General features: G+C 70.8%; 22 protein-coding genes and 2 pseudogenes. 6 read left to right on the plus strand and 18 right to left on the minus strand.

Annotated elements, in window-relative coordinates:
* Nucleotides 1-63: 63 nt before the first annotated feature.
* The 9 genes from ACFY9I_RS09935 to ACFY9I_RS09975 all read right to left on the minus strand — a co-directional run bounded on the left by ACFY9I_RS09935 (nt 64) and on the right by ACFY9I_RS09975 (nt 8,183).
* A complete protein-coding gene (locus ACFY9I_RS09935; RefSeq protein ID WP_390999037.1) occupies nt 64-396 on the minus strand; it encodes a TcmI family type II polyketide cyclase in 333 nt (110 codons plus the stop codon).
* A gap of 20 nt (nt 397-416) precedes the next feature.
* Entirely contained in the window at nt 417-896 is a 480-nt protein-coding gene (locus tag ACFY9I_RS09940; protein WP_390999039.1) for an SRPBCC family protein, read from the minus strand.
* Between the two features lies 1 nt (nt 897).
* The gene (locus tag ACFY9I_RS09945) at nt 898-1,155 is read right to left on the minus strand and encodes a phosphopantetheine-binding protein (RefSeq protein ID WP_390999042.1); all 258 of its coding nucleotides are present in this window, start codon (nt 1,153-1,155) and stop codon (nt 898-900) included.
* Nucleotides 1,152-2,420, minus strand: coding sequence for a beta-ketoacyl synthase N-terminal-like domain-containing protein (locus tag ACFY9I_RS09950; RefSeq protein WP_390999044.1), 1,269 nt, complete (start codon nt 2,418-2,420; stop codon nt 1,152-1,154). Before ACFY9I_RS09950 ends, ACFY9I_RS09945 begins: the two co-directional genes overlap by 4 nt.
* Nucleotides 2,417-3,685: a beta-ketoacyl-ACP synthase II gene (locus tag ACFY9I_RS09955; RefSeq protein WP_390999046.1), complete on the minus strand. Its 1,269-nt coding sequence runs from the start codon at nt 3,683-3,685 to the stop codon at nt 2,417-2,419. The genes ACFY9I_RS09950 and ACFY9I_RS09955 overlap by 4 nt, the downstream gene beginning before the upstream one ends.
* Entirely contained in the window at nt 3,682-4,143 is a 462-nt protein-coding gene (locus ACFY9I_RS09960; RefSeq protein ID WP_390999049.1) for a cupin domain-containing protein, read from the minus strand. Before ACFY9I_RS09960 ends, ACFY9I_RS09955 begins: the two co-directional genes overlap by 4 nt.
* A gap of 65 nt (nt 4,144-4,208) precedes the next feature.
* Complete coding sequence (locus tag ACFY9I_RS09965; protein ID WP_390999051.1) at nt 4,209-5,363, minus strand: SchA/CurD-like domain-containing protein; 1,155 nt, start codon at nt 5,361-5,363, stop codon at nt 4,209-4,211.
* Between the two features lie 236 nt (nt 5,364-5,599).
* A complete protein-coding gene (locus tag ACFY9I_RS09970) occupies nt 5,600-6,376 on the minus strand; it encodes a hypothetical protein (protein WP_390999054.1) in 777 nt (258 codons plus the stop codon).
* A gap of 112 nt (nt 6,377-6,488) precedes the next feature.
* A complete protein-coding gene (locus ACFY9I_RS09975; protein ID WP_390999057.1) occupies nt 6,489-8,183 on the minus strand; it encodes an FAD-dependent monooxygenase in 1,695 nt (564 codons plus the stop codon).
* Nucleotides 8,184-8,463: 280 nt separating this feature from the next.
* Between ACFY9I_RS09975 and ACFY9I_RS09980 the strand changes: the two genes are divergently transcribed.
* Complete coding sequence (locus ACFY9I_RS09980; RefSeq protein WP_390999060.1) at nt 8,464-8,871, plus strand: hypothetical protein; 408 nt, start codon at nt 8,464-8,466, stop codon at nt 8,869-8,871.
* Nucleotides 8,872-9,231: 360 nt separating this feature from the next.
* Here ACFY9I_RS09980 and ACFY9I_RS09985 read toward each other — a convergent pair whose 3' ends face one another.
* The 6 genes and pseudogenes from ACFY9I_RS09985 to ACFY9I_RS10010 all read right to left on the minus strand — a co-directional run bounded on the left by ACFY9I_RS09985 (nt 9,232) and on the right by ACFY9I_RS10010 (nt 13,427).
* Nucleotides 9,232-9,897 (minus strand): nicotinamide mononucleotide transporter, encoded by a 666-nt coding sequence (locus ACFY9I_RS09985; RefSeq protein WP_390999063.1) that lies wholly within the window; start codon nt 9,895-9,897, stop codon nt 9,232-9,234.
* Nucleotides 9,898-9,973: 76 nt separating this feature from the next.
* Nucleotides 9,974-10,534 (minus strand): hypothetical protein, encoded by a 561-nt coding sequence (locus ACFY9I_RS09990; protein WP_390999065.1) that lies wholly within the window; start codon nt 10,532-10,534, stop codon nt 9,974-9,976.
* Between the two features lie 51 nt (nt 10,535-10,585).
* The gene (locus tag ACFY9I_RS09995) at nt 10,586-11,707 is read right to left on the minus strand and encodes a substrate-binding domain-containing protein (RefSeq protein ID WP_390999068.1); all 1,122 of its coding nucleotides are present in this window, start codon (nt 11,705-11,707) and stop codon (nt 10,586-10,588) included.
* Between the two features lie 163 nt (nt 11,708-11,870).
* A pseudogene (locus ACFY9I_RS10000) lies at nt 11,871-12,077 on the minus strand (sugar ABC transporter permease); the annotation flags it as partial.
* Nucleotides 12,078-12,079: 2 nt separating this feature from the next.
* Nucleotides 12,080-12,265, minus strand: a pseudogene (locus ACFY9I_RS10005) (ATP-binding cassette domain-containing protein); the annotation flags it as partial.
* 43 nt (nt 12,266-12,308) lie between these two features.
* Nucleotides 12,309-13,427, minus strand: coding sequence for a substrate-binding domain-containing protein (locus ACFY9I_RS10010; RefSeq protein WP_390999071.1), 1,119 nt, complete (start codon nt 13,425-13,427; stop codon nt 12,309-12,311).
* Between the two features lie 196 nt (nt 13,428-13,623).
* On the opposite strand from ACFY9I_RS10010, the gene ACFY9I_RS10015 reads away from it, so the two are divergent.
* The 3 genes from ACFY9I_RS10015 to ACFY9I_RS10025 all read left to right on the plus strand — a co-directional run bounded on the left by ACFY9I_RS10015 (nt 13,624) and on the right by ACFY9I_RS10025 (nt 16,153).
* Nucleotides 13,624-14,304 carry a hypothetical protein gene (locus tag ACFY9I_RS10015; protein WP_390999073.1) on the plus strand — a complete coding sequence of 227 codons (681 nt, stop codon included), beginning with the start codon at nt 13,624-13,626 and terminating at the stop codon, nt 14,302-14,304.
* A gap of 68 nt (nt 14,305-14,372) precedes the next feature.
* Nucleotides 14,373-15,272 (plus strand): amidohydrolase family protein, encoded by a 900-nt coding sequence (locus ACFY9I_RS10020; protein WP_390999076.1) that lies wholly within the window; start codon nt 14,373-14,375, stop codon nt 15,270-15,272.
* 164 nt (nt 15,273-15,436) lie between these two features.
* Nucleotides 15,437-16,153, plus strand: a complete 717-nt coding sequence (locus ACFY9I_RS10025; protein ID WP_390999078.1) for a polysaccharide deacetylase family protein — start codon at nt 15,437-15,439, stop codon at nt 16,151-16,153.
* Nucleotides 16,154-16,211: 58 nt separating this feature from the next.
* Here ACFY9I_RS10025 and ACFY9I_RS10030 read toward each other — a convergent pair whose 3' ends face one another.
* The 3 genes from ACFY9I_RS10030 to ACFY9I_RS10040 form a co-directional block, all read right to left on the minus strand.
* Nucleotides 16,212-16,544 (minus strand): MerR family transcriptional regulator, encoded by a 333-nt coding sequence (locus tag ACFY9I_RS10030; protein WP_390999081.1) that lies wholly within the window; start codon nt 16,542-16,544, stop codon nt 16,212-16,214.
* A gap of 921 nt (nt 16,545-17,465) precedes the next feature.
* Entirely contained in the window at nt 17,466-17,669 is a 204-nt protein-coding gene (locus ACFY9I_RS10035; RefSeq protein ID WP_189725621.1) for a cold-shock protein, read from the minus strand.
* A gap of 292 nt (nt 17,670-17,961) precedes the next feature.
* Nucleotides 17,962-21,255, minus strand: a complete 3,294-nt coding sequence (locus tag ACFY9I_RS10040; protein ID WP_390999084.1) for a S8 family serine peptidase — start codon at nt 21,253-21,255, stop codon at nt 17,962-17,964.
* Between the two features lie 272 nt (nt 21,256-21,527).
* On the opposite strand from ACFY9I_RS10040, the gene ACFY9I_RS10045 reads away from it, so the two are divergent.
* Nucleotides 21,528-23,138 (plus strand): alpha/beta fold hydrolase, encoded by a 1,611-nt coding sequence (locus ACFY9I_RS10045; protein ID WP_390999087.1) that lies wholly within the window; start codon nt 21,528-21,530, stop codon nt 23,136-23,138.
* A 208-nt stretch (nt 23,139-23,346) separates the two neighbouring features.
* Nucleotides 23,347-24,321, plus strand: coding sequence for a TIGR03619 family F420-dependent LLM class oxidoreductase (locus ACFY9I_RS10050; protein ID WP_390999090.1), 975 nt, complete (start codon nt 23,347-23,349; stop codon nt 24,319-24,321).
* Nucleotides 24,322-24,362: the final 41 nt, after the last annotated feature.

Below are 24,362 nucleotides of genomic sequence, written 5' to 3' on the forward strand. Positions count from 1 at the left end.
CGGGCTCGCGTCATCGCGGGCCCGGCGGCCGGTGCGCGTGGCCGGCCGGGTCAGCCGGCCGGGTCAGCCGGCCGGGTCGCGCTCCCAGAGGTAGAAGCGCTGCGCCATCGCGTCCTTCGGGGAACGCCAGGTGGCGGGGTCGTACGCGCTGACATGGGCCGTCAGCCGGTCGCTGATGTCCCGGAACTCGGGACGCCCGGCCGCCTTGGCGATGGCGGGTCCGGGGTCGCGCTCGGACTCGATGAGGTGCAGGTACACCTCACCGAACTGGAAGAGGCTGCGCCGGGAGACCCCGATGAGGTGCGGCAGCTCCCCCCGGTCGGACTCCTCGAAGATCCTGGCGATGTCCGGGGCGGCGTCCGGGGCCATCCGGGCGACGATCAGGGTTTGGTGCATGGGTGGTGTCTCCGTCCGGCTCAGTCGGTCAGGCCCGGCGCGGCACCCTGCTCGGCGGCGGCCTTCTCGATGCGGTCCCGGATCAGGGCCATCTGGACCTTGGAGTTCCGGTTGATGTTGTTCGTCATCCAGTCGTCGTCGACCGGCGCGTCCGGCTTCATCGCGAAGTCCTGGGTCCAGACCATCCGGGTGCCGCGGGGGACCTCCTCGTACTCCCACAGGATGTTCATGTGGGCGAAGGGGCCGGTCTCGACGCGGCGGGCGCGCACGCTGAGCGTGTCGCGGTCGGTCTCCCGCTCCGAGACCCAGCTCCACACCTTGCCGTTCTCGTCCGGGTGCATGGTCAGCCGGAACGTCACCTTGTTCCCCTCCCGGGAGAGGATCTCGGCGGTGGCGTACTCGCTGAACAGCCGGGGCCAGTTCGCGACGTCGTTGGTCATGTCCCAGACCAGGTCGAGCGGCGCGGCGATGGTGATCTCGTTCTGCGTGTGTCCGGCCATGTCAGGCTCCCGCCATCAGCGCGCCGTTGACCTGCTCGAGGAACTGCCGGGGGCTCTTGCTCTTCTCCGCGTCCGGCGGCATCGCTGTGCCGTAACGGTTCTCCAGCTCGCCCACGATGCCCAGCAGACCGAGCGAGTCGATGCCCAGGGCGTCGAAGCCGGTGTCGTACCGCTGCTGCAGCTCCTCCGGCGCGACGGTGACCCCGGCGGCCTTCTTCATGAGCTCGGACAGTTCTTCCACGGTGATGCGGTCACTCATGCGGTTCTCCTTGCCTGTGATGTGTCGCCGGTGCCGAGACGCAGCACCAGCGCCGAGTTCGACCCCATGAGTCCTCGGCTGAGGACCAGCGCCGTGCGCGGTGCGGCGGCGCGGGCGTGGGTGGTGACGAGGTCGAGGTCGTGGCAGACGTCGAAGACGTTGGGGGTGGGCGGGATCACTCCGTGCTCCATCGAGAGCACCGCGGCGGCGGCGTCCAGCACGGGTGCCGCGCCGTAACCCCGGCCGATGGCGGTCTTCGGCGCCGTGACGGGGACCTTGGTGCCGTACGGGCCGAGCGCGTCGGTGATGGCCAGCGCCTCGGCGCGGTCCGCCTCCGGTACGCCGAGGGCGTCGGCGAAGACCACGTCGATCTCCTCCGGGACGCAGCCGGCCTCGCGCAGGGCCCCCCGGATCGCCTCGGCGAGCCCCTCCCTGGACTGCTCCCACCGGGAGGCGCCGGTGAAGGTCGCCGCGTGGCCCGCCAGCACGGCCCGTACGGGCGCGCCCCGCTCCCGGGCCGAGGACTCGGCCTCCACGACGAGCATGGCGCCGCCCTCGGCGGGCACGAACCCGCAGGCCGCGGCCGTGAACGGGCGGTAGGCGCGGGTCGGGTCGTCGACGGTGCTCAGCTCCTCGTAGCCGAGCTGGCAGACCACCGAGTAGGGGGCCAGCGGCGCCTCCGTCGCCCCGGCCACCATCACATCGGTGCCGCGCCGCACGGCCCGTGCCGCGTGCGCCAGGGCGTCCAGACCGCCGGCCTCGTCGGAGGCGACCACCCCGCAGGGGCCCTTGAAGCCACGGCGGATGGAGATCTGGCCGGTGCTCGCCGCGTAGAACCAGGCGATGGACTGGTACGGCCCCACGAAGCGGCTGCCCTTGGACCACAGCTGCTGCAGCTCCCGCTGCCCGAACTCGCCGCCGCCGGAGCCCGCCGCGGTGACCACGCCCACCGAGAACGGCGCGGCGTCGGTGGCGGGCCGGTCCAGGCGGGCGTCGTCGAGCGCGAGGTCGGCGGCGGCCATCGCGAAGTGGGTGAACCGGTCGGTCTGGACGAGGTAGCGCTCCTCGACCGCGGACGGCGGGTCGAAACCCCGGATCTCACCGGCCACCCGCAGCGGCAGGTGTTCGCAGCCCTCGCGGGTCACCCGGTCCAGGGCGGTGATGCCCTCCCTGGTGGCCTTCCAGAACGTCTCGGTGCTGGTTCCGTTGGGCGCGACCACGCCGATTCCGGTGACGGCCGCGCGCCGAGGACGCCGTTCGCTCATCGTCTCTTCTCCCTCGGCAGGGTCAGGATCACCGCGGACTGGAAGCCGCCGAACCCGCTGCCCACCGAGAGCACGTTGTCCAGTCGTCGCTCGCGGGCGACGCGCGGTACGTAGTCCAGGTCGCACTCGGGGTCCGGGGTCTCGTAGTTCGCGGTGGGCGGGACGACCTGGTGGGCCAGGGCCAGCGCGCAGGCGACGACCTCGATGGCACCGATCGCGCCCAGGGAGTGGCCCACCATGGACTTGATGGAGCTCATGGGCGTGTCGTAGGCGTGCGCGCCGAGCGTCCGTTTGACGGCGGCCGTCTCGTGCCGGTCGTTCTGCTTGGTGCCCGAGCCGTGCGCGTTGACGTAGTCGACGGCCGTGCGGTCGAGCCGGGCGTGGTCGAGGGCGCCCTCGATGGCCCGCGCCATCTCCAGGCCCTCGGTGGTCAGACCGGTCATGTGGTAGGCGTTGCCGAAGGTGGCGTAGCCGCTGATCTCGCAGTACACATGGGCGCCGCGGGCCAGGGCGTGGTCCAGGTCCTCCAGGACGAGCACGGCGCCGCCCTCGCCCATGACGAACCCGTTGCGGTCCGCGTCGAAGGGGCGGGAGGCGTGGGCGGGGTCGTCGTTGTTCGGGGACGTGGCCTTGATGGCGTCGAAGCAGGCCATGGTGATCGGTGAGATCGGCGAGTCCGACGCACCGGCTATGCAGATGTCGGCCCTGCCCTCCTCGATGGTGTGGAAGGCGTACCCGACCGCGTCGAGACCCGAGGTGCAGCCGGTGGAGACGGTCTGCACCGGCCCCCGTGCCTCGAACCGTTCGGCCACCGTGGAGGCGAGGGTGCTGGGCGCGAACGCCCGGTGCAGATGCGGACCGGCCTCCCGGTGGTCCACGTCCCAGCGCTGACCGCGGCCGCTGACCAGGACGTAGTCGTGCTCCAGCCGGGTGGTCCCGCCGACGGCGGTGCCCAACGAGACCCCGACCCGCCAGGGGTCCTCGGCGGCGAGGTCGAGCCCGGAGTCCCGTACCGCCTCCTCGCCGGCGACCAGCGCGAACTGGATGTACCGGTCGCACCGGGCGATCTGCTCCGCGTCGAGGCCGTGGGCCGCCGGGTCGAAGTCGCACTCGGCGGCGATCCGCGACCGCAGCCCGGCCGGGTCGAAGAAGGTGATGCCGCGCGTCGCCGTACGGCCGTTCGCCAGGAGGTCCCAGAAGGCCGGGACACCGATGCCACCGGGGGCGACGATGCCTATGCCGGTGACCGCCACCCGCCTGGTCATGAGCGGACCTGGGTGCGCTCGGCCGGCCGTGCCCCGGCCGCGTGGTCCTCGTCCACCGGGATCGGTACGCCGTTCGCGTCCTCGGTGTCGACATGGCCGAGCGGCGGGCTCGGGGCCAGCGGGCCGAGGTGGAAGACCATACGGGCCTCCACGTTGCCGACGTTGCGGAAGCGGTGGCGCATGTAGGCGGGGATCAGCAGGCCCTGTTCGGGTCGCAGCTCATGGGGCTCGCCGTCCAGGTCCACCTCCAGTCGGCCGCAGATGACGTAGATGAACTCCTCGGAGTACGGGTGGTAGTGCTCGGCGATGCGGTCGCCGGGCGCCACGATGGCCACGCCCATGAAACCGCTGGTGGAGCCGACCGTGGAGGGGGTCAGCATGGCCCGCAGATCGCCACCGCGCCGAGTGTTGGGCTCGACCTCGCTGACATCCACGATTCCGGGATGGCGTTTGATCACGACGTACCTCCGAACAAGTGCTTCATCGACATGAGGGCGTGGCCGGCGTGGCCGGGGCCGGTGAATCAGGCGTCGGGCGCGCGGCGGTCGGTGACGAGTTCCATACGGGCGACCGTGAGCAGACGGGCGGGGGCGCCGTCCCGCAGCGCCGAACCGTCCACGCCGAGGGCCTCGCCGTCGAGGAGCGCCGTCAGCTCGGCAGCTCGTTCCCGGTCCGTGAGACCGAGCACGGGGCCGGGGTCGGTGTCGATCCCGCCGCGTACGTCGACCAGCCGCACCACGACGTCGTCGCGCTGGAAGATCGTGCTGCGCAGCACCGGGCCGCGCGGGGCGTCCGCCGCCGCCTCGTCCTGCCTGGCCAGCAGCTCGGCCAGGCGCAGGCCCTGACCCTCACGGGCCGGGTAGTACAGCGCGTGCCGTACGGCGTCGGGGCTCTCCTGACCAGCCGTCACATGGTGGACGGCGGGCAGTGCCGCGCGGGTGAAGAAGACCCGGGCCGACTCGGGGTCGTCGAGGTCCCGGTCCTGCTCCAGATAGGGGTTGATGGCCTCCTCGACGGCCCGTACCTCGGGCTGCCGGGCGACGTGGCGCAGCGCGGCGAGCAGGTCGCCCCGCACCTCGATGGCCCGGACCACGCGGTTGCCGTGCATGAACAGGGAGGTGCGGCACAGCCGGGTGGTGTCGTCGACCCGGGGCTCCGGGGAGGTGTAGCCGGCGAGGATCTTGGCGACGGTCTCCTCGCTGCCGGGCTTGACGGTGAAGGTGAGCGCGTGCCGGATCAGGCCGTCACCGATCCGGGGCGACGACTGGAGCCGGCGCTTGCCGGACTCGGCGCCCACCGCCGGGCCGCCCGTCTCGCGGACGATGTGGAAGCGCAGCGACCTGGTGTCCCGGACACAGCTGTGCAGCGGCTCCACCATGCGTACGTGTTCCTCGCTGTTCACCCAGGTGAGGAAGGGCGGGGCGCTCTCCCACTCGCTGGTGATGAGCCATTGGGAGGGGTTCTCGATGGACTGGCAGAGCTGGTCGCTGACATGGCCGGGGACGGAGGCGACCTGGTTGCACAACTGCTCGTACGCCTCCAGGAACTGCTGCTGGGCTCCGTCGTAGACGTCCACCAGCAGGACGACACGGAGCCGGGAGCCGTCGAACACGGACTGGGAGACTCGCTGCGCCATCTGTCGCAGCGGCTCCGAAACACGCTCGGACGTGGTGGTCATCCTGCGCACATCTCCTTAGTGGGGGCAGAGGCGGACGAACGTCGGCCTCTGGGCGGGACGTCGGCGTGCCTCGATCCTGTGCCCGGCCCTTCGGGCGCGCGACTCGTATGCACTGCGCGGGTGACCGGCCGACACGTAAGGGGGAACCGGCCGGCTCGGAAGGGGGAACGGGCGCCGGCCCGGCCGCCACGCGGCGCGCGCGTGGCGGCCGCGCCGGCTATCGCACCGGGCATGGGTCAGACCGTGCTTCCGGCCGCCTTGCGGCGCACCGCGTACAGACCGGCCGCGGCGGCCGTCAGGACGCCCAGCCCGCCCGCCGTCACGGCCGGCGAGGCCAGCGCTCCGCCACCGGTGTGCACACCGCCGCTGGGCTTCTCGTGCTTACCGCTCCAGCCGCCCTCGTCCTGCTTGCTCCAGGAGTCGCCCTCCTGCTTGCCGCTCCAGCCGCCCTCGTCCTTCTTGGCGCTGCCGGAGTCCATGCCCTGCTCGCCGTCCTTGGCGGCCTGCGAGTCCTGGCCGCTCCCGTTCGCGGAGCCCCAGTCGCCCTCGGTCACCGAGGCGAGGGCGCCACCGCCGGTGTGCATGCCGCCGCGCGGCCAGTCGTGGCCCTTCTCCTTGCCGTGCTCCTTGGACTCCTCCTTGACGCCTTCCTTGGCGCCTTCCTTCGCGCCTTCCCCGGAGCCCCAGTCGCCTTCGGTCACCGAGGCGAGGGCGCCACCGCCGGTGTGCATGCCGCCGCGCGGCCAGTCGTGGCCCTTCTCCTTGCCGTGCTCCTTGCCGTGCTCCTTGGACTCCTCCTTGACGCCTTCCTTGGCACCTTCCGCGGCGCCTTCCTTCGCTCCTTCCTTGGCTCCTTCCTTGGCTCCGTCCTTCGGAGCCTCCGTCTCCTTGCTGTAGGAGGAGTCGGTGTGGTCCTCCCAGCCGTCCCCGGCCGCGTGGGCGCCGGTGGTGCCGAGGGCGAGGGCGGCCGAGGCCGCCGTGCCGGCGAGGAGCATGCGAGTGGTGCGACGCATCTGACGTTCCTTCCGTCGACGGACGGGTAGCTGGCGCTTCGTCAGCTGAGACGACCCGTCCCCGACGTGATCCACCGTCAGCCAGCGCGGCGGTCGCCACCACTCAAGACGATCACTCGGGTGAACCGGCCAGCAGCGCCGTCAGGACCTCCCGCAGAACCGCCTCCGGATCCGGCACCGATCCCTGCGCCCGCCAGGCCACGAACCCGTCGGGGCGGACGAGTACGGCGCCCGAGGGCGTCGTGCCGTGGGCGGCCGACCAGTCCGCTTCGTCCTCGGGCGTCAGCTCGGCGTCCCGCCCCTCGCCCACCCGGTACGAGACCAGCGGCACGGACGTCGTCTCGGCGAGGCGTACGGCGGCCTCGTGCCAGCCGCTTCGCTGTGCGGCGTCGCTGAGCACGACGAGCGAGCGTTCGTAGAGGTCCAGCGTGGAGATGCGGTCGCCCGCGTGCCGCACCGGTACATGGGGGGCCCTGCTGCCGGGTTCGCCGGACAGGTCGAGGCGTTCGGGGACGACCGGGGTCGCGGGGTCGGCGCCGAGGACGGCGCCCCGGGGATAGCGGTAGCCGAGCGCCACGTTGAGGATGCCGCGCTGCGGGCCGCCGCCACCGCCGACGCCGGGGGCCGGAGCGAAGCCGGGGTGGCTGTGCTCGACCGACCGGGCGGCGGCGCGGGCGCTGGTCGCCTCCGCCACCGGGCGGCGCTCGGCGTCGTACGTGTCCAGCAGCCCTTCGCCGGCCCAGCCGCCCAGGACGGCGGCCAGCTTCCACGCGAGGTTGTGCGCGTCCTGGATACCGGTGTTGGAGCCGAACGCACCGGTGGGGGACATCTCGTGGGCCGAGTCGCCGGCCAGGAAGACGCGCCCCGACCGGTAGCCGCGGGCGACCCGTTGCGCGGCGTGCCAGGGGGCCTTGCCGGTGATCTCGACGTCGAGGCCGGCGACCCCGATCGCGCGGCGGATGTGCTCGGCGCACCGCTCGTCGGTGAACTCCTCCAGCGTCTCGCCGTGTTCGGGGTGCCAGGGGGCGTGGAAGACCCAGTGCTCACGGTTGTCCACGGGCAGCAGCGCGCCGTCGGCCTCCGGGTTCGTCAGGTAGCAGACGATGAAGCGGCGGTCGCCCACGACGTCGGCGAGGTCACGGGAGCGGAAGGTGACGCTGACGTTGTGGAACAGGTCGCCCGGACCGCTCTGGCCGATGCCGAGCTGCTCGCGGACGGGGCTGCGGGGGCCGTCGGCGGCGACGAGGTAGTCCGCGCGGACGGTGGTGTGCTCGCCCGTCTCCCGGCTCTTGACGATCGCGGTGACACCGGTGGCGTCGGTGTCGAACGACATCAGCTCGGTGTTGTAGCGCAGGTCGCCGCCGAGCCGCTCGGCGTGCTCCAGGAGCACCGGCTCCAGGTCGTTCTGGCTGCACAGACACCAGGAGCTGGGGCTGAACCGGGCAAGTCCGCCGCCCGCGTCGATCTCCCGGAAGAGCCATTCGCCGGCGTCGCCGACCAGGGTGGGGGTCTGCAGGATGCCGTGGTTGTCGGCCAGTGTGGCGGCGGCCCGCCGGATGCCCGGCTCGACGCCGGCCGTCCGGAACAGCTCCATCGTACGGACGTTGTTGCCGCGCCCGCGTGGATGGATGGAGGTCCCGGCGTGCCGCTCCACCAGTGTGTGCCGTACCCCCAGCCGGCCCAGGAACACGGAGGTGGACAGGCCGACGAGGGACCCGCCGACGATGAGGACCGGAACGTGGTGGGTCGTGGGTCCGGTCCCGCCCGCTCCACCGTTCCGACCGGCTTGATCGGCTCTCTGCTGCATCGCTCGCCTCCAGCGCGTGGTTTTCCGTCGCGTCCGTCGCGTCCGCCGTCGCGTCCATGTCCGCCGTCGCGTCCGTCGTGTCCGCCGTGTCCCCGATTCGGCCGGATGCCCGGCCGGGGGCTTCATCCATGCCCCGCACCACCCACTCGGGCCCACGCTTCACCCGCTTAACCCGCCCGGTTCCCCGGGTCGGCGGGCACGTCCGCGAGCGCTCATGTACTCGGGGGAACTGAGTACATGAGCGCTGGTTGGCGCGGGTGCGCGCCGGGACGCTGGAGCCATGCGCCGAAGACTCCTCACATCCGTTCCCCAGTTGCTGCCCACCCTCGTGCTCACCGGGGCGTCGCTCGCCATGTGGGCCGCCTGGCTGGGCTGGGACCAGCAGCGGGACCTGCATCCTGACGGTTCGTCGACCGGCCCGTACGAGGCCTGGCAGGTGATCGGCCTGGTGCTGACCCTGCTGCTGCCGGTGTACTGGGCGGCTTCCCGGCGGCATATCGCGGCCGCCGTGGCCGGCACCACGGCCGGTCTGACCGCCGCCGCCTTCTACGACTGGTCGGACGACGCCAGCGGCCTCTACGTAGTCGGTGTCATGCTGGTCATGACGGGGACGCTCGCCGTGACCACCGCCGTATCCTTCCTGATCGCCGCCGCACGGGGTGGCGGCCCCGGCCGGACACGGCCGTGACGGCGTAAGCGGCCGTGACGGCGTACGCCGTCACGTCGAAGACGGCGCGCGCCGCGGGACGTGCCTTCCGGCAGCCCGGTCAGCGCGTCCGTGCGGGACTGCGGCGGCGGGCGCCTCTTCACCCGGATGCGCCGCGCCCTGCGCTCCTCGGTCACGGCCGGCCGTGTCCCACGCCGCGACTCCTGGCTCACCGGTCACCGTGACGACGCCACCCCCCACCTGTCCCCGCTGCGACGGGCCCCTGCGTCGCTCCCGTCTGTCGAGCCGCACGACCGTCTGGTGCGCACTGTCAGCCAGGGGGTTCCTCAGGGGCGGCCGGCACTCAGCGGCGTGAGGGAGCGCCTTTCGGCGGGTCAGGCCTTACCGCGCCGCTCCCTCGGACGCGTGCGCAGCGGGTGGCTCCGCAGCGGGTCGCGGCCCGCCGCGGGAGCGCAGCCACCAGTCGCGCATGCCCCACAGGACGAGTGCGCCGTAGATGACGTAGACGAAGCCGGAGAAGGCGTAGCCGTTGGCGAAGGTCAGCGGGACGCCCACCAGGTCGACCAGCAGCCAGGCGATCCAGAACTCGACCAGGCCGCGCGCCTGGGCGTACATCGCGACGATGGTGCCGACGAAGATGTAGGCGTCCGGCCAGGGGTCCCAGGACAGTGTCGGATAGGCCTTGAACAGCAGGGCCACCGCCACCGTGCCGACGGCGACGGCGCCGGCCATCGCCGCGCGCTCACGCCAGGTGGCGAACCGGGGGGTGATCTGGCCGTCCGCGGACCGGCCCTGGTCGCGGGTCCACCGCCACCAGCCGTACAGGGCCACGGTCATGACGACGGCCTGCTTGCCGGCGCTGCCGGTCAGGTGGCCGAAGAAGGCCCCGAAGAGGATGAGGCCGGACAGGAACTGCACCGGCCAGGTCCATACGGAGCGGCGCCAGCCGAGGGCGAGGGCGGTCAGGCCGAGGAGGTTGCCGATCATGTCCGACCACAGGATGTGCTGGCCGAACAGGACGAACGCCTCGGAGTTCAGCCCGTTCATCGGGCGTCCCTGCTGCGGAAACGATCCATGCGGAACAGCTTCGGCGCCGTTTCCCCATTTTGTCCAGACTCAAACCCTATAAGCCTTGAATCACAGAAAAAGAGGCAGGAGTCGACGGGCCGGGAGTCGACAGACCGGGAGCCGTCGACCAGTACACCGTCCGATGCGGACCCGAGAGCGCGCCGAGCGCCGTGGGATCGATCGGCTCGGCAGCCTCGGGGTCGCTGCCCCTCAGGCGCAGCGCGCCCTGCTGGACCGGCAGGAAGTCCGTGTTGATCTCCCGGACCAGGGCCGCCGACATCATGTCCGCGCGGACGCAGAACGTGTAGTCCCTGCGGTCCCGGCTGATCCTGATGCCGAACGTGCGCAGCGGCAGCAGGTCGGGGTCCACCCGCTCGTACTGGACGCGGAACTCCGGCGCGGTGGCCGCCAGTTCGGGCCGCAGCACATACAGGTCCGAGTGCGCCAGGTGCCGGCAGAACTCGTCCAGTTCCCGCAGCAGCGTGGGGTGCACATGCTCCGCGAGGAGGAGGTGATCGCTGCGGATGCCGCTCGGCACGGGGGTCCAGCGGGCCTGCACGAGGTGCGAGTCCGGAAGCGTGTCGGCTATCTGCCAGAAGGTTCTGAACCGGGGCATGTGACCAAGAGTGCTCCGACTGGTGCCGTATGTCCAGGGTCGGGTCTCGGGCTACTTCTTCAGGCCCGCCGCCGCGCAGTCGGCCGCGAGGCGGGGCGTGCAGATGTCGGACGGTCGGTACATGCCGTCCTTGACGACGGTGTCCTTGATGGTGTCCTTCGTCAGGGCGACGACGGGCACGAGATGCGTGGGGATGCCTTTGTGGGTGGGGCTGTCGACCCTGTCGGCCGTGAGGGCGTCGAACTCTATGTCTCTGCCCTGAGCCTTCGCCACGGCCATCTCCGCGGCGTTCTCGGCCTCCTCCGGGTACGGCTTGTACACGCTCATGTACTGCTCGCCGGTGACGATCCGCCGGACCGCCGAGAGCTCGGCGTCCTGCCCGGTGACGGGAGGGAGGTCGGTCACGCCCGCGGCCTTCAGTGCGCTGATGGCGGCGCCCGCGAGGCCGTCGTTGGCGGCGTAGACGGCCTTGATGTCGTTCCCGCCGATCTCGTCGATCGCCGCGGTCATGTTCTTCTCGGCGTTCCGCGGCTTCCAGTCCTGGGTGTCGAACGACTTGGCGATCGTCACCTTGCCCTCGAGCGCGCGGAGCGCGGCCGCCTTGAACTGCCGGGCGTTCGGGTCGGTGGCCGAGCCGTTCATCATGACGATCTTGTCGGAGAGGTCCGCGTCGTCGCCGAGGGCCCGGAGCAGGGAGCGGCCCTGTACCTCGCCGACGAGCTCGTTGTCGAAGGTGATGTAGGCGTCGATCGGGCCCTCGGCCAGCCGGTCGTAAGCGATGACCGGGATGCCGGCCTCCTTGGCTCGCCGCACGCCGTCGGCGACGGCGTGCGCGTCGACGGGGTCCAGGAGGATCACGTCGACCCGGTCGTCGGTCATCCGCCGCAGTTGTCGTGACTGGGCGTCCGCGTCGGCCTCGGCGTTGGCGTACTCGACCCGGCCCAGGCCGTGGGTGAGGGACTCGACCTTCGCCTTGATGACGGGGAGGTGGAACTGCTCGTACTGGGGATTCGACCTTTCCGGCAGCAGCAGCCCCACGGTGATGTCGTCGGACCTGGCCGGGCTCGCGTCGGCGCCGCGCCCCGTCGCGTCGAGCCCGCCGCAGCCGGCGAGCGAGACGACGAGCGAGACGGAGAGCGTTGTGGCGGCTGCGTACAGGGCGGTGCGGCGCATCGGGAGCTCACTTCGGGCGCGATCCGGACGTGGGCACCGCGTCGCGGCCCACCTGACTGAAGGCCGACAGGGAGGCGATCCTGACCGGCGTCCGGAGGTACTGTACGAGATGAGAGATGGTATCTCGCAATATGTTCGCCGAGATTGCCCGTTTCCTGACTCCTCAAGCCCGTCCCCGTGACTCCGCCGCCCGCCGTGCGAGGGCGTCGAAGACGACGGCGACGAGGAGGACTCCGCCGGTGATCATGAACTGGACGGCGAGCTGGACCCCCGGGAGGGCCATGCCCGAGGCGATGGACTGGATGATGAGGACGCCGAGGAGTGCCGACCAGGTGGAGCCGCGGCCGCCGAAGAGGCTGGTGCCGCCGATGCGCCCTCCCACTCGATGACACCCTTGTCGGCGGGCCCTACCCCCGAGATCACCTTGACCAGGGTGGACTTGCCGGCGGCGTTGTCGCCCACCAGGGCGACCACCTCCCCGGCCCTGATCTCCAGTTCGACGTCCACCAGCGCCTGGACGGCGGCGAAGCGTTTGGAGACGCCGCACAACGCCAGCAGGGGCTGAGCCACGGGCCCACCTCCTTCCGCCCTACGGGCAGTCTCACGGGGTGAGCCCGGCCTCGTCGCAGGCGGGCCGGAGCTTCGGGGTGCAGATCTGGTCGATGGTGTACATGCCGTCCTTCACCACGGTGTCCTCGACGGTGTCGGCCGTCACCGAGACCGACGGGAGCAGGGCCGCCGGAACGTCCTCGGTGGTGGGGCTGTCGACGGTGCCGGTGGTGATGGAGTCGACCGACTCGCCGCGTCCGAGGGCGACGGCCATCTCGGCGGCGGCGGCGGCGGCCGGCTTGAACGGCTTGTAGATGGTCATGTGCTGGTCGCCGCGGACGATGCGCTGGATGGCCACGAGGTCGGCGTCCTGGCCGGTGATCGGGGGCAGCGGCCGTACCGCGCTGGCGTCGAGGGCGGCGACCACGGCACCGGCGAGGCTGTCGTTGGCGGCCAGCACGCCGTCGATGTTCTCCGCGCCCAGGTCGGCGATGGCGCCGCTCATGTTGGCGTAGCCGTTCTCCGGCCGCCATCCGACGGTGTCGTACGACTTGCCGATCTTCACCCTGCCCTCCAGGACGGAGAGCGCGCCGCGCTTGTACCAGCCCGCGTTGGGGTCGGTGGTGGCACCGTTCATCATGACGATCTGGCCGCCGTTCGCCTTGTCGCCCATGCCCTTCAGCAGTTCCTGGGCCTGCAGCCTGCCGACGATCTCGCCGTCGAAGGTGACGTACCCGGAGATGGGGCCCTGCGCGAGCCGGTCGTACGCGACGACCGGGATGCCGGCCCGGTCGGCGGCCTCCACCGAGGAGCGCAGCGCCTTGGCGTCGACGGCGGCGACGATCACGACGTCGACGCCTCTGGTGATCATGGCGTCGAACTGCTGCCGCTGGACCGCCGGTTCGGCCGTGGCGCCGACGCTCGGCGCCGGGCAGCCCGGACACAGCTCCTTCAGCCGCTGTTCGATCAGCGGTCTGTCGAACTGCCCGAACCTGGAGGCCCCGCCGCCCGGCAGCAGGACCCCGACGGTCAGGTCCTCGCCCCCGCTCCCACCGCCCCCGCCCCCACCGCAGCCCGCGCTGAGGACCAGACCGGCGGCGAGTGCCGTCGCCACCGACGCGCGGACGAGGGACCCGCGCTTCACGGCCCGAAGGCCGATACCGAGACCCATTTTCGGTTCCTTAGTGAAGATGAGCTGCTTTGCTCAGTTATCGCCTGCTATGGACACCTTCCCTCAGCGTAGCCAAGCGGTCTGCAGACGCACCGTTCACAAGGCCCGCCCCCGGCTCCGACGGCCTCCGACGATCTCGTTGATAGCTTGCTGCTTCTGACAGATCGCGTTCACTTTTCAAGCTCGGGGGACAACGATGAGCCAGCCGCCGTACCCGCCACAGCAGCCGCAACCGTCCATGCGGCCGCAGCAGCAGCCCTACCACCCGTACGGACAGGCCGCGCCGGCGCAGCAGCCGCCGGGGTACGGGCCGATGTCCGGACCGGTACCGGGGCCGATAGGGGGACCGGGGCGCCCGCCGACGCACCCGGCACCCCCCTTCCAGCCGCAGCCCTTTGGGCGGAGGCCGGGCGGGGGCGGTCATCCGGTCGGCGCGGTCTTCCTCGGGTTCGCCGTCTCGGTCGTCATCTCGCTCTTCTACTCCGGCCTCATCGTGGCCACCTACGAGGACCAGACGTTCATCACGGCCAACGCCCTCTATCTGGGTCACGCCCTGCTCAACGGGGCGGTCGTCGGCTCCCTGGTCGGTCTGGTGGGCGGACGCGGCAACGGCGCGCGTGTCTTCGCGTCCCTCATCGCCATGCTCGGCGCCTTCTTCGGCTACGCCAACGCCGTCCCCCTGGTCTTCGCCTTCGAGGAGACTCCCAAGGCCGCCTGGGACCTGATCGCCTACGAGCCCTTCCTCCCGGCCAAGGCCTGGTGGACCGACGAGGTCCCCGGCGGGGTGGACTGGTTCTCCCCCCTGGGCCTGATCGTGGCCGCGGCCACGGCGTGGGGCCTGGCGTACGCCATCGGTGTCCGGCGCCGCCGGGGATGACGTTCCGCCGGTCCGTTCAGCCGCAGCCGTCGTGAGGGAGTGGCCCGCCTGTGAGGAGTGAGAGGCCCGTGAGTGAAGAGGCCGGTGAGGTCCGCCGGTTCTGGGCGGGGCTGGGTCTTCCCGGGCTGGTCGACGTCCATACGCACTTCATGCCCGACCGGGTCCTGCGGAAGGTGTGGGGCTACTTCGACGCGCTCGGCCCGCTGACCGGCGGGCTGGAGTGGCCGATCACCTACCGCGAGGAGGAGGCGCAACGGGCGGACCGGCTGCGGGCGTTCGGGGTGCGGGCCTTCACCGCGATGCTCTACCCGCACAAGCCGGGCATGGCCCACTGGCTGAACGGCTGGGCGGCCGACTTCGCCCGCCGCACCCCCGACTGTCTGCACACCGCCACCCTCTACCCCGAGCCGGGCGTCGAGGCGTACGTCCGGGAGGCCCTGGAGGCGGGCGCGCGCGTCTTCAAGGCGCATGTGCAGGTGGGGGCATACGACCCGGCCGACGAACTGCTCGACCGGGCCTGGGGGCTGCTGGCCGAGGCCGGCACTCCCGTGGTGATCCACTGCGGTTCCGGGCCCGCGCCCGCGAGGTACACCGGCCCCGAGCCGATCGCGCGGGTGCTGGCCCGGCACCCCCGGCTGCGGCTGATCGTCGCGCACATGGGGATGCCCGAGTGGGAGGAGTTCCTGGACCTCGCCGAGCGGTACGGGGAGGTGCGGCTCGACACGACGATGGCGTTCACCGACTTCACCGAGGCGTTCATGCCGTTCCCCGGCCGCGCCCTGCCGCGACTGGCGGATCTCGCCGACCGGATCCTCCTCGGCTCCGACTTCCCCAACATCCCTTATCCGTATCTGCACCAGCTCCACGCTCTGGAGCGCCTGGGCCTCGGAGAGGAGTGGCTGCGGGCGGTCTGCCACGACAACGGGGCCCGGCTGTTCGGCGTCCCGGACCTTACCGTCGCCAGGTGAGGAGCGGTCGCAAGGGGTGACCGGGCCTGTCGTAGGCGGCGGCTCTTTGTGGCGTGGGGGTGCCAACTTCCCGAAGACGTAGGGGAATTCGTACAGCGCGAGGGCATCCGAGCGTGCGTCGGGGCGGTCTTACAAGGGGAAAGCCCACGCCCCTGGAGGAACCGATGCACCGACGCCTCGTCACCTCAGCCGTCACCGCCGCACTGTGCGGCACCACCCTGGCCGGCACCGCCACGTCGGCCTCCGCCGCGCCGCAGGCCGTCGACTGCCGCAAGGTGAAGTGCGTGGCCCTCACCTTCGACGACGGGCCGGTCGCCGACACCCAGCGGCTGCTGCGCGTCCTGAACGACAGGAAGGTCAGATCGACCTTCTACGTGGTCGGCCAGAACGTCCAGAAGAAGCCGTCGATCGTGCGCGACGCGGCGCTCGCCGGTCACCAGATAGGCAACCACAGTTGGGACCACGCCGATCTGACCAAGCTCAGCGCCGCGAAGGTCAAGTCGCAGCTCTCCCGTACGGACACGGCGGTCAAGCAGGCGACCGGCAAGAAGCCCACCACGTTCCGCGCCCCCTACGGCGCCCACAACGCGACCGTCCGCAGCGCCGCCGGACGGCCGCTGGTGCACTGGAGCGTCGACACCCTCGACTGGAAGTACCGCGACCCGGCCCGCATCATCAAGACCGTCAACCAGACGACGAAGCCCGGCGACATCATCCTCCTGCACGACATCCACAGGACGACGGTCGACGCGGTGCCGGGCATCATCAAGGCCCTCAAGGCGCGCGGCTTCCACTTCGTTACCGTCGACCAGCTCTTCGCCCCGGCCAAGCTGCCCAGCGGAAAGGTCACGTACCACAACCGCGCCGCCTACCGCCCCTGACGGGCGTACCCGCCGACGGCCCGTCGATGGTCGAGCCGGTGCGGGCTTCCGCTCCGGCTCAGGCGTCCTGCGCCTCGTTCGCCGCGCGGCGGTACTCGGCGTTGATGCGCTGCGCTTCCTCGAGTTGGTCCTCGAGGATGACGATGCGGCACGCGGCCTCGATGGGGGTGCCCCGGTCGACGAGTTCGCGGGCGCGGGCGGCGATGCGCAGTTGGTAGCGCGAGTACCGGCGGTGCCCGCCCTCGGAGCGGAGCGGCGTGATCAGCCGGGCTTCGCCGAGGGCACGGAGGAACGCCGGGGTGGTGCCGAGCATGGCGGCGGCCCGGCCCATGGTGTAGGCGGGGTAGTCGTCGTCGTCCAGACGATCGTTCAGGGGCGTGTCTGCTGTCATGTCACCTCGTAGTGCAACGCGTCGAGGGGCCCTGGTGCCGTACGGCACCAGGGCCCCGAAGGAAATTGAACACCATCTGTCGGCCCTACTGCTGTGCCGACCTACTGTTTTCCGCTACCCGGCCGACGAGGGGCGGGGTGCGGGGATCGCGACTGCGTGACCGGGGACCACCATCCAATCCGGGGTCTTGCGGTACCCGGTCCGAGCGCGTGTCGGCCGGGCGATCCTGATGGCGTCTGCTCCTCCGTTCGTGCTGGGTCCAACCACTTGAATGAACGGGTACTGCGGTACTTCCAAGAGAGAGAGTAGGCCTGTCGAGCGCGAATGTCTACTCTGACAAAGACAGATTTGGGCTCGCGGTGGGCGTAGGAAAGGTGTGAGGGCCCTGCCGAAGCGCTTCGAAGCGCTTCGGCAGGGCCCTCATGGCTGTCTGTCGGGTACGGCGACTACCGCATGGACCCCGAGGGAAGGGGGGGGCGAGAGGGCCCGACCGGGCTTACTGGTCGTCCCCGTCGCGCCGGCTCACGTGCTCGACACGAGCACCGGCCACGCTGCCCGAACCGGTTCCTCGGCGGTGCGAGCCAGTGGTGTGACTCGGCGGTGCGAGTCAGCGGTGTGACTCAGCGGTGCGAAATCGTCTCCACGGTCTGCCGATTTGCGAAGCCGGTCATGGTGCGAGGAGCTGCGGCGCGGGGCAATGGAGGATTGGAGGCGGCGCTCACTCCGAAGCGATCGTCCGTGCGGGCTCGGGGTGTGCGATTTATTGGCGCCGCGGGAATGCGCGTCACTCCGCGCCGTTTGAACGAAGGGTGCGCCGACGGCGCCGACGGTGGGGCGGGCCGCCCCTGAAATGCGACGAGCCGGGGCCCGCACCCTAAAGGTGCGGGCCCCGGCCACGGAGTATGCGCGTCGCCGCCGGTGTCAGGCGGGGACGATGTTCTCGGCCGTCGGGCCCTTCTGGCCCTGAGCGATGTCGAACGACACCTTCTGGCCCTCCTGCAGCTCGCGGAAGCCCTGGGTGGCGATGTTCGAGTAGTGGGCGAAGACGTCGGCGCCGCCGCCGTCCTGCTCGATGAAGCCGAAGCCCTTTTCCGCGTTGAACCACTTCACGGTGCCGGTAGCCATGTCATTTCTCCTTCGGAGGCGGTGTCGGAAATCCACCCTGTGTGCATTTCCGTGTCGCCGTGATGATTACCCCGTCGGAAAATGAACCCTCTGGCAACCACACCTGCAACTGATATCGACAGTAGCACGGTGCGATCGGCCCTGCTTGGTCGATAATTCCGCTTGTTTCGGCGGGGCAGGGAATATTCGCCGGGCGGCCCACCTATTTCTCATGTCGCGAACACAGATATTGCGCCGAAGGGGCGGGCGCCCGTCGCCGGACGCCCGCCCCTTCGGTGAAGCCGTGCGGTGGCTACGGCGTGACCTTCTCGATCCTCGCGGTGCCCACGCTCACGACCGTGCCGTGCTCGCTCACCAGCCTTACCTCACCGATGAGGTCCCGGCCCTCGGCCGGAGCCGTGGCGGCCCGCAGCTGGGCGGAGACGGTCCTCGACCCGCCCGTGGCGATCTTCACCGACGTCGGGCCGTCGACCGTGATCGAGCCGAGCGCGGGGGAGGAGAACACGTCGTGGTGGTCGAAGGCGGTCGTTCCCGACGGGACGTCGAAGGCGAACACCTCGATCGTGTACGTACCGGCGGCCGGGTCGGCCACGGAGACGGACTCCTCGGAGTCACCGTCCGCGTCCTCGGCGACAGGGTCGCCGTCGGCGTCGGACACGGTGAGGTCCAGGTCGGCCCCGGGGTCCGAGACGCCGCCGATGGAGACGTCCAGTGAGGTGGCGCCCTCGGGCACCACGACCGTGGTGGTCCAGGTGTCCTTGGCCGCGACGGTGGGCCGAAGCGTCCGCGAGGAGCCGAGCGGTCCGCCCTGGAGTGTGCCGCGCACGGCCGCGTAGCGGTTCGTCAGCCGCCAGGAGACGGCGGACGGGGTGTCGGCCCCTCCCTCCGGAACGGTCACGGTCTCCGGGTCGAAGGCCGCCTCGTAGACGGTGGCCTTCAGGTCGTAGGCGTTGTCGAGCCGCTCCGAGTAGTAGTCCTCGTAGACCGCGATCTCCCAGACTCCCGGCTGCGGGTTCGGATAGGCGGCGACGTCCGGGGTGTTGTCGTCGTCGTCCTCCATGGGGGTGCCGTACGGGTGGATCGCGCTGAAGTACGTCGCGTTGCCGTCCTTCAGTCCGTCCAGCGCGACCTCCAGGGTCCCGGCGCCCGGCGGGACCGTCACGAAGTACGACTTCACGCTGTTGCGCCGCACCTTGTCCGAGGCGGAGAAGGTGTACTTCGCCGGCGTGGAGACCACGACGGTCGTCAGGATCTGCCGGTCGACGCCCACGGTCGTGGGGTCGTCGATCTCCAGGCGGGCGCTCTTGATGCCCGCGGACTTCGGGGTGGCCCGGACCTTGACGGTGACGGGCTTGTTCAGCCCCAGCCGGACCGACTTCGGGCCGACGAGGGCGAAGGTGCCACCGGCGTTGTTCCTCAGCCGCAGGTCGTGCGCGAGGGCCTTGTCGGGGCCCGAGGTCCGGGTGAGGGTGATGCCGTACGTCTTCTTCTGGCCGGCCTTCAGCCCGCCCTCGCGGTCGTAGACGCCGGTGCCGAAGCCGGGGGTCTTCAGCTCCTGGTCGAGCGCGGTGTCGACCGGGGCCTTCACTGTGTACCGGCGGGCCGGTGCCCCCTTCTCGGCCGACTTGATCGACTTCCACGCCGCACCGATGTCGATGCGGCCCGTGCCCTCCTCGTACGCCTGCAGCCCCTCGATGTGCCGGGCCGTCGAGGTGAGAGCCGTGCGCAGCCTGGCCGGCGGCAGGTCGACGCGCTGCCGCTCCGCGGCGGACAGCAGCAGCGCGATCGCGCCCGCGGCCTGCGGGGACGCCATCGACGTGCCGTTGTACATGGCGTAGCCGGGTGGCAGCTTCCAGCCCGCCTCCTCGCGCACCTCGCTGGGCATCCAGGTGGGAATGGTGTTGACCGAGGAGCCGGGGGCGACGAGGGTCGGGGCGAAGCCGCCGTCCTCGCGCGGGCCGCCCGAGGACCACGGGAACACGGAGTACGGGTTCTTCACGCCGGAGCCGTAGTTGGCGGCCCAGGTCTCCTTGGAGATGCCCGCGCCGACCGAGACGGCCTTGTCGGCGATGGCCGGGTCGTTGACGGTGTTGGCGCCCGGCCCCTCGTTGCCGGCGGAGATCACCAACTGGACGCCGTACTTGTCGATGAGGCGTGAGTACAGCTCGGCGCGGGCGCTGTGACCGTCGTTGACGGCCGGCAGGCTGCCGATGGACATGTTGACGACGTCGACGCCACGGTTGACGACGAGGTCGATCATGCCCTCGTCCATGGCGATGGTGCTGCAGAAGGGTCCGAACAGGCAGGCGCGGGAGGAGACGATCCGCGCGCCGGGGGCGGCGCCGTTCATCTTGCCGCCGAACAGGCCGTTCGCCGCGGTGATTCCGGCGACGTGCGTGCCGTGCGAGCTCGCGACGAGACCGATGTTGACGAAGTCGGACTTCTTCCCGGCCCACTCGCCGCCCAGCGGGTCCATGGGCACGTCCTTGCGGATCTCCACGACGAACGGCTGCCGCTCGGAGATCTTCGTGGACGGTTTGTCCTTGCCGAAGTACCCGATCCGGTAGCCGTTCTTGTACGGCTTCATCGGCTTGTCGTCGGTGAAGTCGCCGTCGTCGTCCACGTCGACGGTGACCGTGCCGGCCTCGGCGTCGTAGAGGACACCCCAGTCGTCGGTGGTGTCACCGTCACGGTTCGCGTCGCCGTCGGCGTTGCCGTACCGGAGCTCACCGGCTCGGGTGGCGGACTCATGGAAGACGTTGATCCGGTACGACCCGGCCGGTGCCCGCCAGCTCCGGCCGCCGTAGGTGAAGGCGGAACCGGAGACCTCGGCGGTCATCGCCCGCCAGGTCTCGTCGCCGTCGACGACCGGGTCGGTCGACGTCACCCAGTCCACGATCTTCCGCTGGCCCGTGGTCGTCTTCCGGAGCGCCGGATGGGCGAGGTCCACCCCGGAGTCGACGACGCCGATGGTGATGCCCCGTCCGTCCGCCTTCGGGGTGTGCTGCACGAAGTCGACGGCGCCGGTCTCGAAGGACGGGTTGTACGGGTTCCTGGCCGGGGTCTTCTTGCCGGGCCCGGCGTAGGGGCCCGAACTCGCCTGTGCGGAGGTGTTGTTCGTGGTGACGGGGCGCGGGTCGAGTCTGATCTCCTGCCGGAGGTCGATGCCGTGCACGGCGGACAGTTTCGCCGCGGCCGCGATGGCGGCGTCGGCCCTGTTGGTGGGGACGGTGGCCCGGACGTAACCGAGCTGGTCGTAGGCGCGGCCCACGGAACCGCCCTTCACGGCGTCCAGTTGCCCGGCGACCTGCTCGGTCCGGCCGGGCTCGGTCACGATCGTCATGGTGACGGTCTTGTCGCCGGCCGCCCGGGCCTCGGCGAGCAGCTCGGCATCGGACGGACCGAGCTTGTCGTGGGCGGACTTGAGGGAGTCGTCGGCCTGCGCGGCCGGTGCGGAGGCGTCTGCGGCGAAGGCGACGGGAAGGGGTCCGGCGGCGCAGAGTGCGGTCACCAGACCGGCGGCCACGGCGGCACGGGCCACGCGGGGAGCGCCCGGTATCAGGGCGCGACGGGGGGTGGGAGGCATGCGGAAATCCCTGGTGCAGGAGGAATGCGCGTACGGCGACCCGGACGAGGGGCACAGATCACCGCAGCTCCGGATGTGATCCCGGATGATCACCCAGCATCACATGAAAGAACAGAGATTCTTGAAGATTCACACACCTTTTTTGGTCTCCACAGGCTCTTCACGCATCGTGGGCGCCGCTGCCTGATGAGGGATCATCTTTCTTGATTCACAAGGAAGTTGAACGCATGCTGTGGTTCGTCTATGAACTCCTGCTTCATGGAGGAACATCCGTGCCATCCAACCCCCCACTGGCCCCACGTCCGAGAAGACGCGGGAGGCTGGCCGTCGGAGTCCTGGCCACCGCGCTCTTCGGCCAGTTGCTCACCGGGACCGCCGTCTCCGCCCCCTCGGCCGCGCCGTCACCGGCCAAGACCCCGCCGTCGGGGCGCATAGCCTGGCAGCCCTGTGAATCCCCCTCCGGCCAGGGCACGTTCGAGTGCGCCACGATCAAGGTGCCCGTCGACTGGAAGCGGCCGCGCGGCGCCACCATCGACCTGGCCCTCGCCCGCCACCTGGCCACCGACCCCGGGCGCCGGATCGGCTCGCTGCTGATCAACCCCGGCGGTCCGGGCGGTTCCGGCGTGAACTTCGCGCTCGCCGCCCCCGACGCCTTCTCGCCCGAACTGCTGGCGCGGTTCGACATCGTGGGCTTCGACCCGCGCGGTGTCGGCCTCAGCAACCCGGTGAAGTGCGACGAGGACCTCGTGAACGAGCAGGACGCGCTGCTCTACCCGGACAGCGCCTCCTCCTTCGCCGCCCTCCGCAAGGCCAACCGCGCGCTCGGCGAGAACTGCCGCGACCTCACCGGGCCGCTCGTCGACCACATGGACACCGGCAGCGTCGTCCGCGACATGGACGCGATCCGCGCCGGCCTGGGCGAGAAGCGGATCAGCTACTACGGCGTCTCCTACGGCACGGCGATCGGCCAGCAGTACGCCGCCCGCTACCCGCACCGCGTCCGCGCGATGACGCTCGACTCCAACATGGACCACAGCCTGGGCAACCGGGACTTCCAGAGGACCGAGGCCACCGGGCTGGAGGAGTCGTACGGCCAGTTCGCCGACTGGTGCGCCCGTACGCCGTCCTGCGCGCTGCACGGGCGGGACGCCCGCGCCCTGTTCGACTCGCTCTACAAGCGCGCCGACGCCGGTGAACTGGTCCTGCCGGGCGACCCGCCCGAGACGGTCACCGCCCATGACCTCCAGGGTTTCGCCCTGGGCAACCTGTACGACCCGGTCGACTGGTTCGACTTCGCCCAGACCCTCGCCGACCTTGACGCCGTCGAGCCCGCGGCGGCACGGTCCCTCCGGAGGTTCGGCGAGCCGACGAAGTTCCCGTTCTACGCGGTGATGTGTCAGGACTACGACTTCAACGTCCGCTCGTACGGCACCCTTGCCCGCTACGAGCGTGAACTCGCCCGTCGTGCCCCCGTCACCCGTCTCAGCCCCCTGGCGTGGACGGTCCAGACCGGCTGCCAGGACTGGCCGACCGAGGTGACCAACCCCCAGCGCAGGCTCCATGTCGACGGCACCCCGCCGATCCTGGTCACCAACAGCCGTTTCGACCCGGCCACGCCGTACTCCTGGGGCTCCAACGCGGCCCGGCAGATGGGCCGTGAGGCCGTGTTCCTCACGTACGACGGTGTCGGCCACGGCGACTACTGGCTGAGCCCGTGCGCACGGGACGCCATCGACACCTACCTCACCACCCTGAAGACCCCGCGCAAGAACACCCACTGCCCCGCGGTCTGGCCGGCCGGCCCCTCCGCCCAGCGGCAGTCGCCGAGCGGCGGCCTCACCAACCCGCTGCCCGACCTGCTGGGCACCGGGACCTACCGGTGAGCACGTGACGCCGCCTGAGCGTCGCGAGGCATCGACGGCGCGGCCACGGCGTGCTCGCCCGTGATCCGCTGAGCGGTCGGTAGGACGAAGGGCTCCCGCGAGGACGTTCCCGCGGGAGCCCTTCCGTCGTCCATGGGCCCTTGCCGGAGGCGTCTACGGTGCTTATTGTTTGGCATCAAATGATCCGGCTGCCGAGAGGCGTACGTCCATGACCGCCGCACCCCGCGTCCAGCCCCGCACACAACCCCGCCCCCAGCCCCGTATGCAGCTCGTGCTCAGTGAGAACTGGACCATGACCGGCGGCCGGGCCGACCTGCCCACGGTGGTGCGCTGGGCGCGGGAGGCCGAGGACGCCGGATTCGACTCCGTCATGATCAGCGAGCACATCGTGCTCGGCCCGGACGCGAGCGTGAACGGAGTGATGGGCAACCCCCGTGACTGGGCGCTGCCGGGCAACCAGGACCCGTACCTGCCCTGGCCCAACTCCCTCCTCCTGCTGAGTGCCGTCGCGGCGGTCACCGAACGGGTCGGACTCGCCGCGTCCGCCGTGATCGCACCGCTGCGCCACCCCCTGCTGCTGGCCCGTGAACTCGGCACCCTCGACCTGCTCTCCGAGGGCCGTCTGATGGTGCTGCCCAACGTCAGCTGGAGCCGTGACGAGTACGCCGCGCTCGGGGTGCCGTTCGCCCGGCGCGGCAGGCTGCTGGACGAACACCTGGAGATCTGGGCCAAGTTGTGGGGGCCGTCGCCGGTGTCCCACAAGAGCGAGCACTACTCCTTCGAGGAGGTGTACTTCGAGCCGAAGGCGTACCGCCCCGAAGGGCCCCGACTGTGCTTCGGCGGGGCCGGCATGCACGACGCCATGGTCCGCAGGATCGTCCGGTACGGCCATGCCTTCAATCCTCTGGGGAGGCCCACACCCGAGGAGATGCGCAGGCTCGCCGACGCGATGAGTGCCGCCGGACGGGACATCGCGGAGCTGGAGATGGTCGGCGGCACCCGCGCCGTCTTCCCCGACGACACCTCGTGCGCGGACCTCGGCCAGGCGCTCGCGTCCATCCCCGAGCAGATGGACCAGGGCTTCACCACGTTCTGCGTCAAGCCCTCGCAGTTCATCGACGACCCCGACGGCGTCGGGAACTTCTGCCGCGAGGTCGTACGACGCGTGTCCGCACTGGTCTGACGGACCCCGGAGGGGCGAACAGAAGGCCGGAGGCCGACGGG

Source organism: Streptomyces sp. NPDC012510 (assembly GCF_042955065.1).
Classification (GTDB): Bacteria; Actinomycetota; Actinomycetes; order Streptomycetales; family Streptomycetaceae; genus Streptomyces.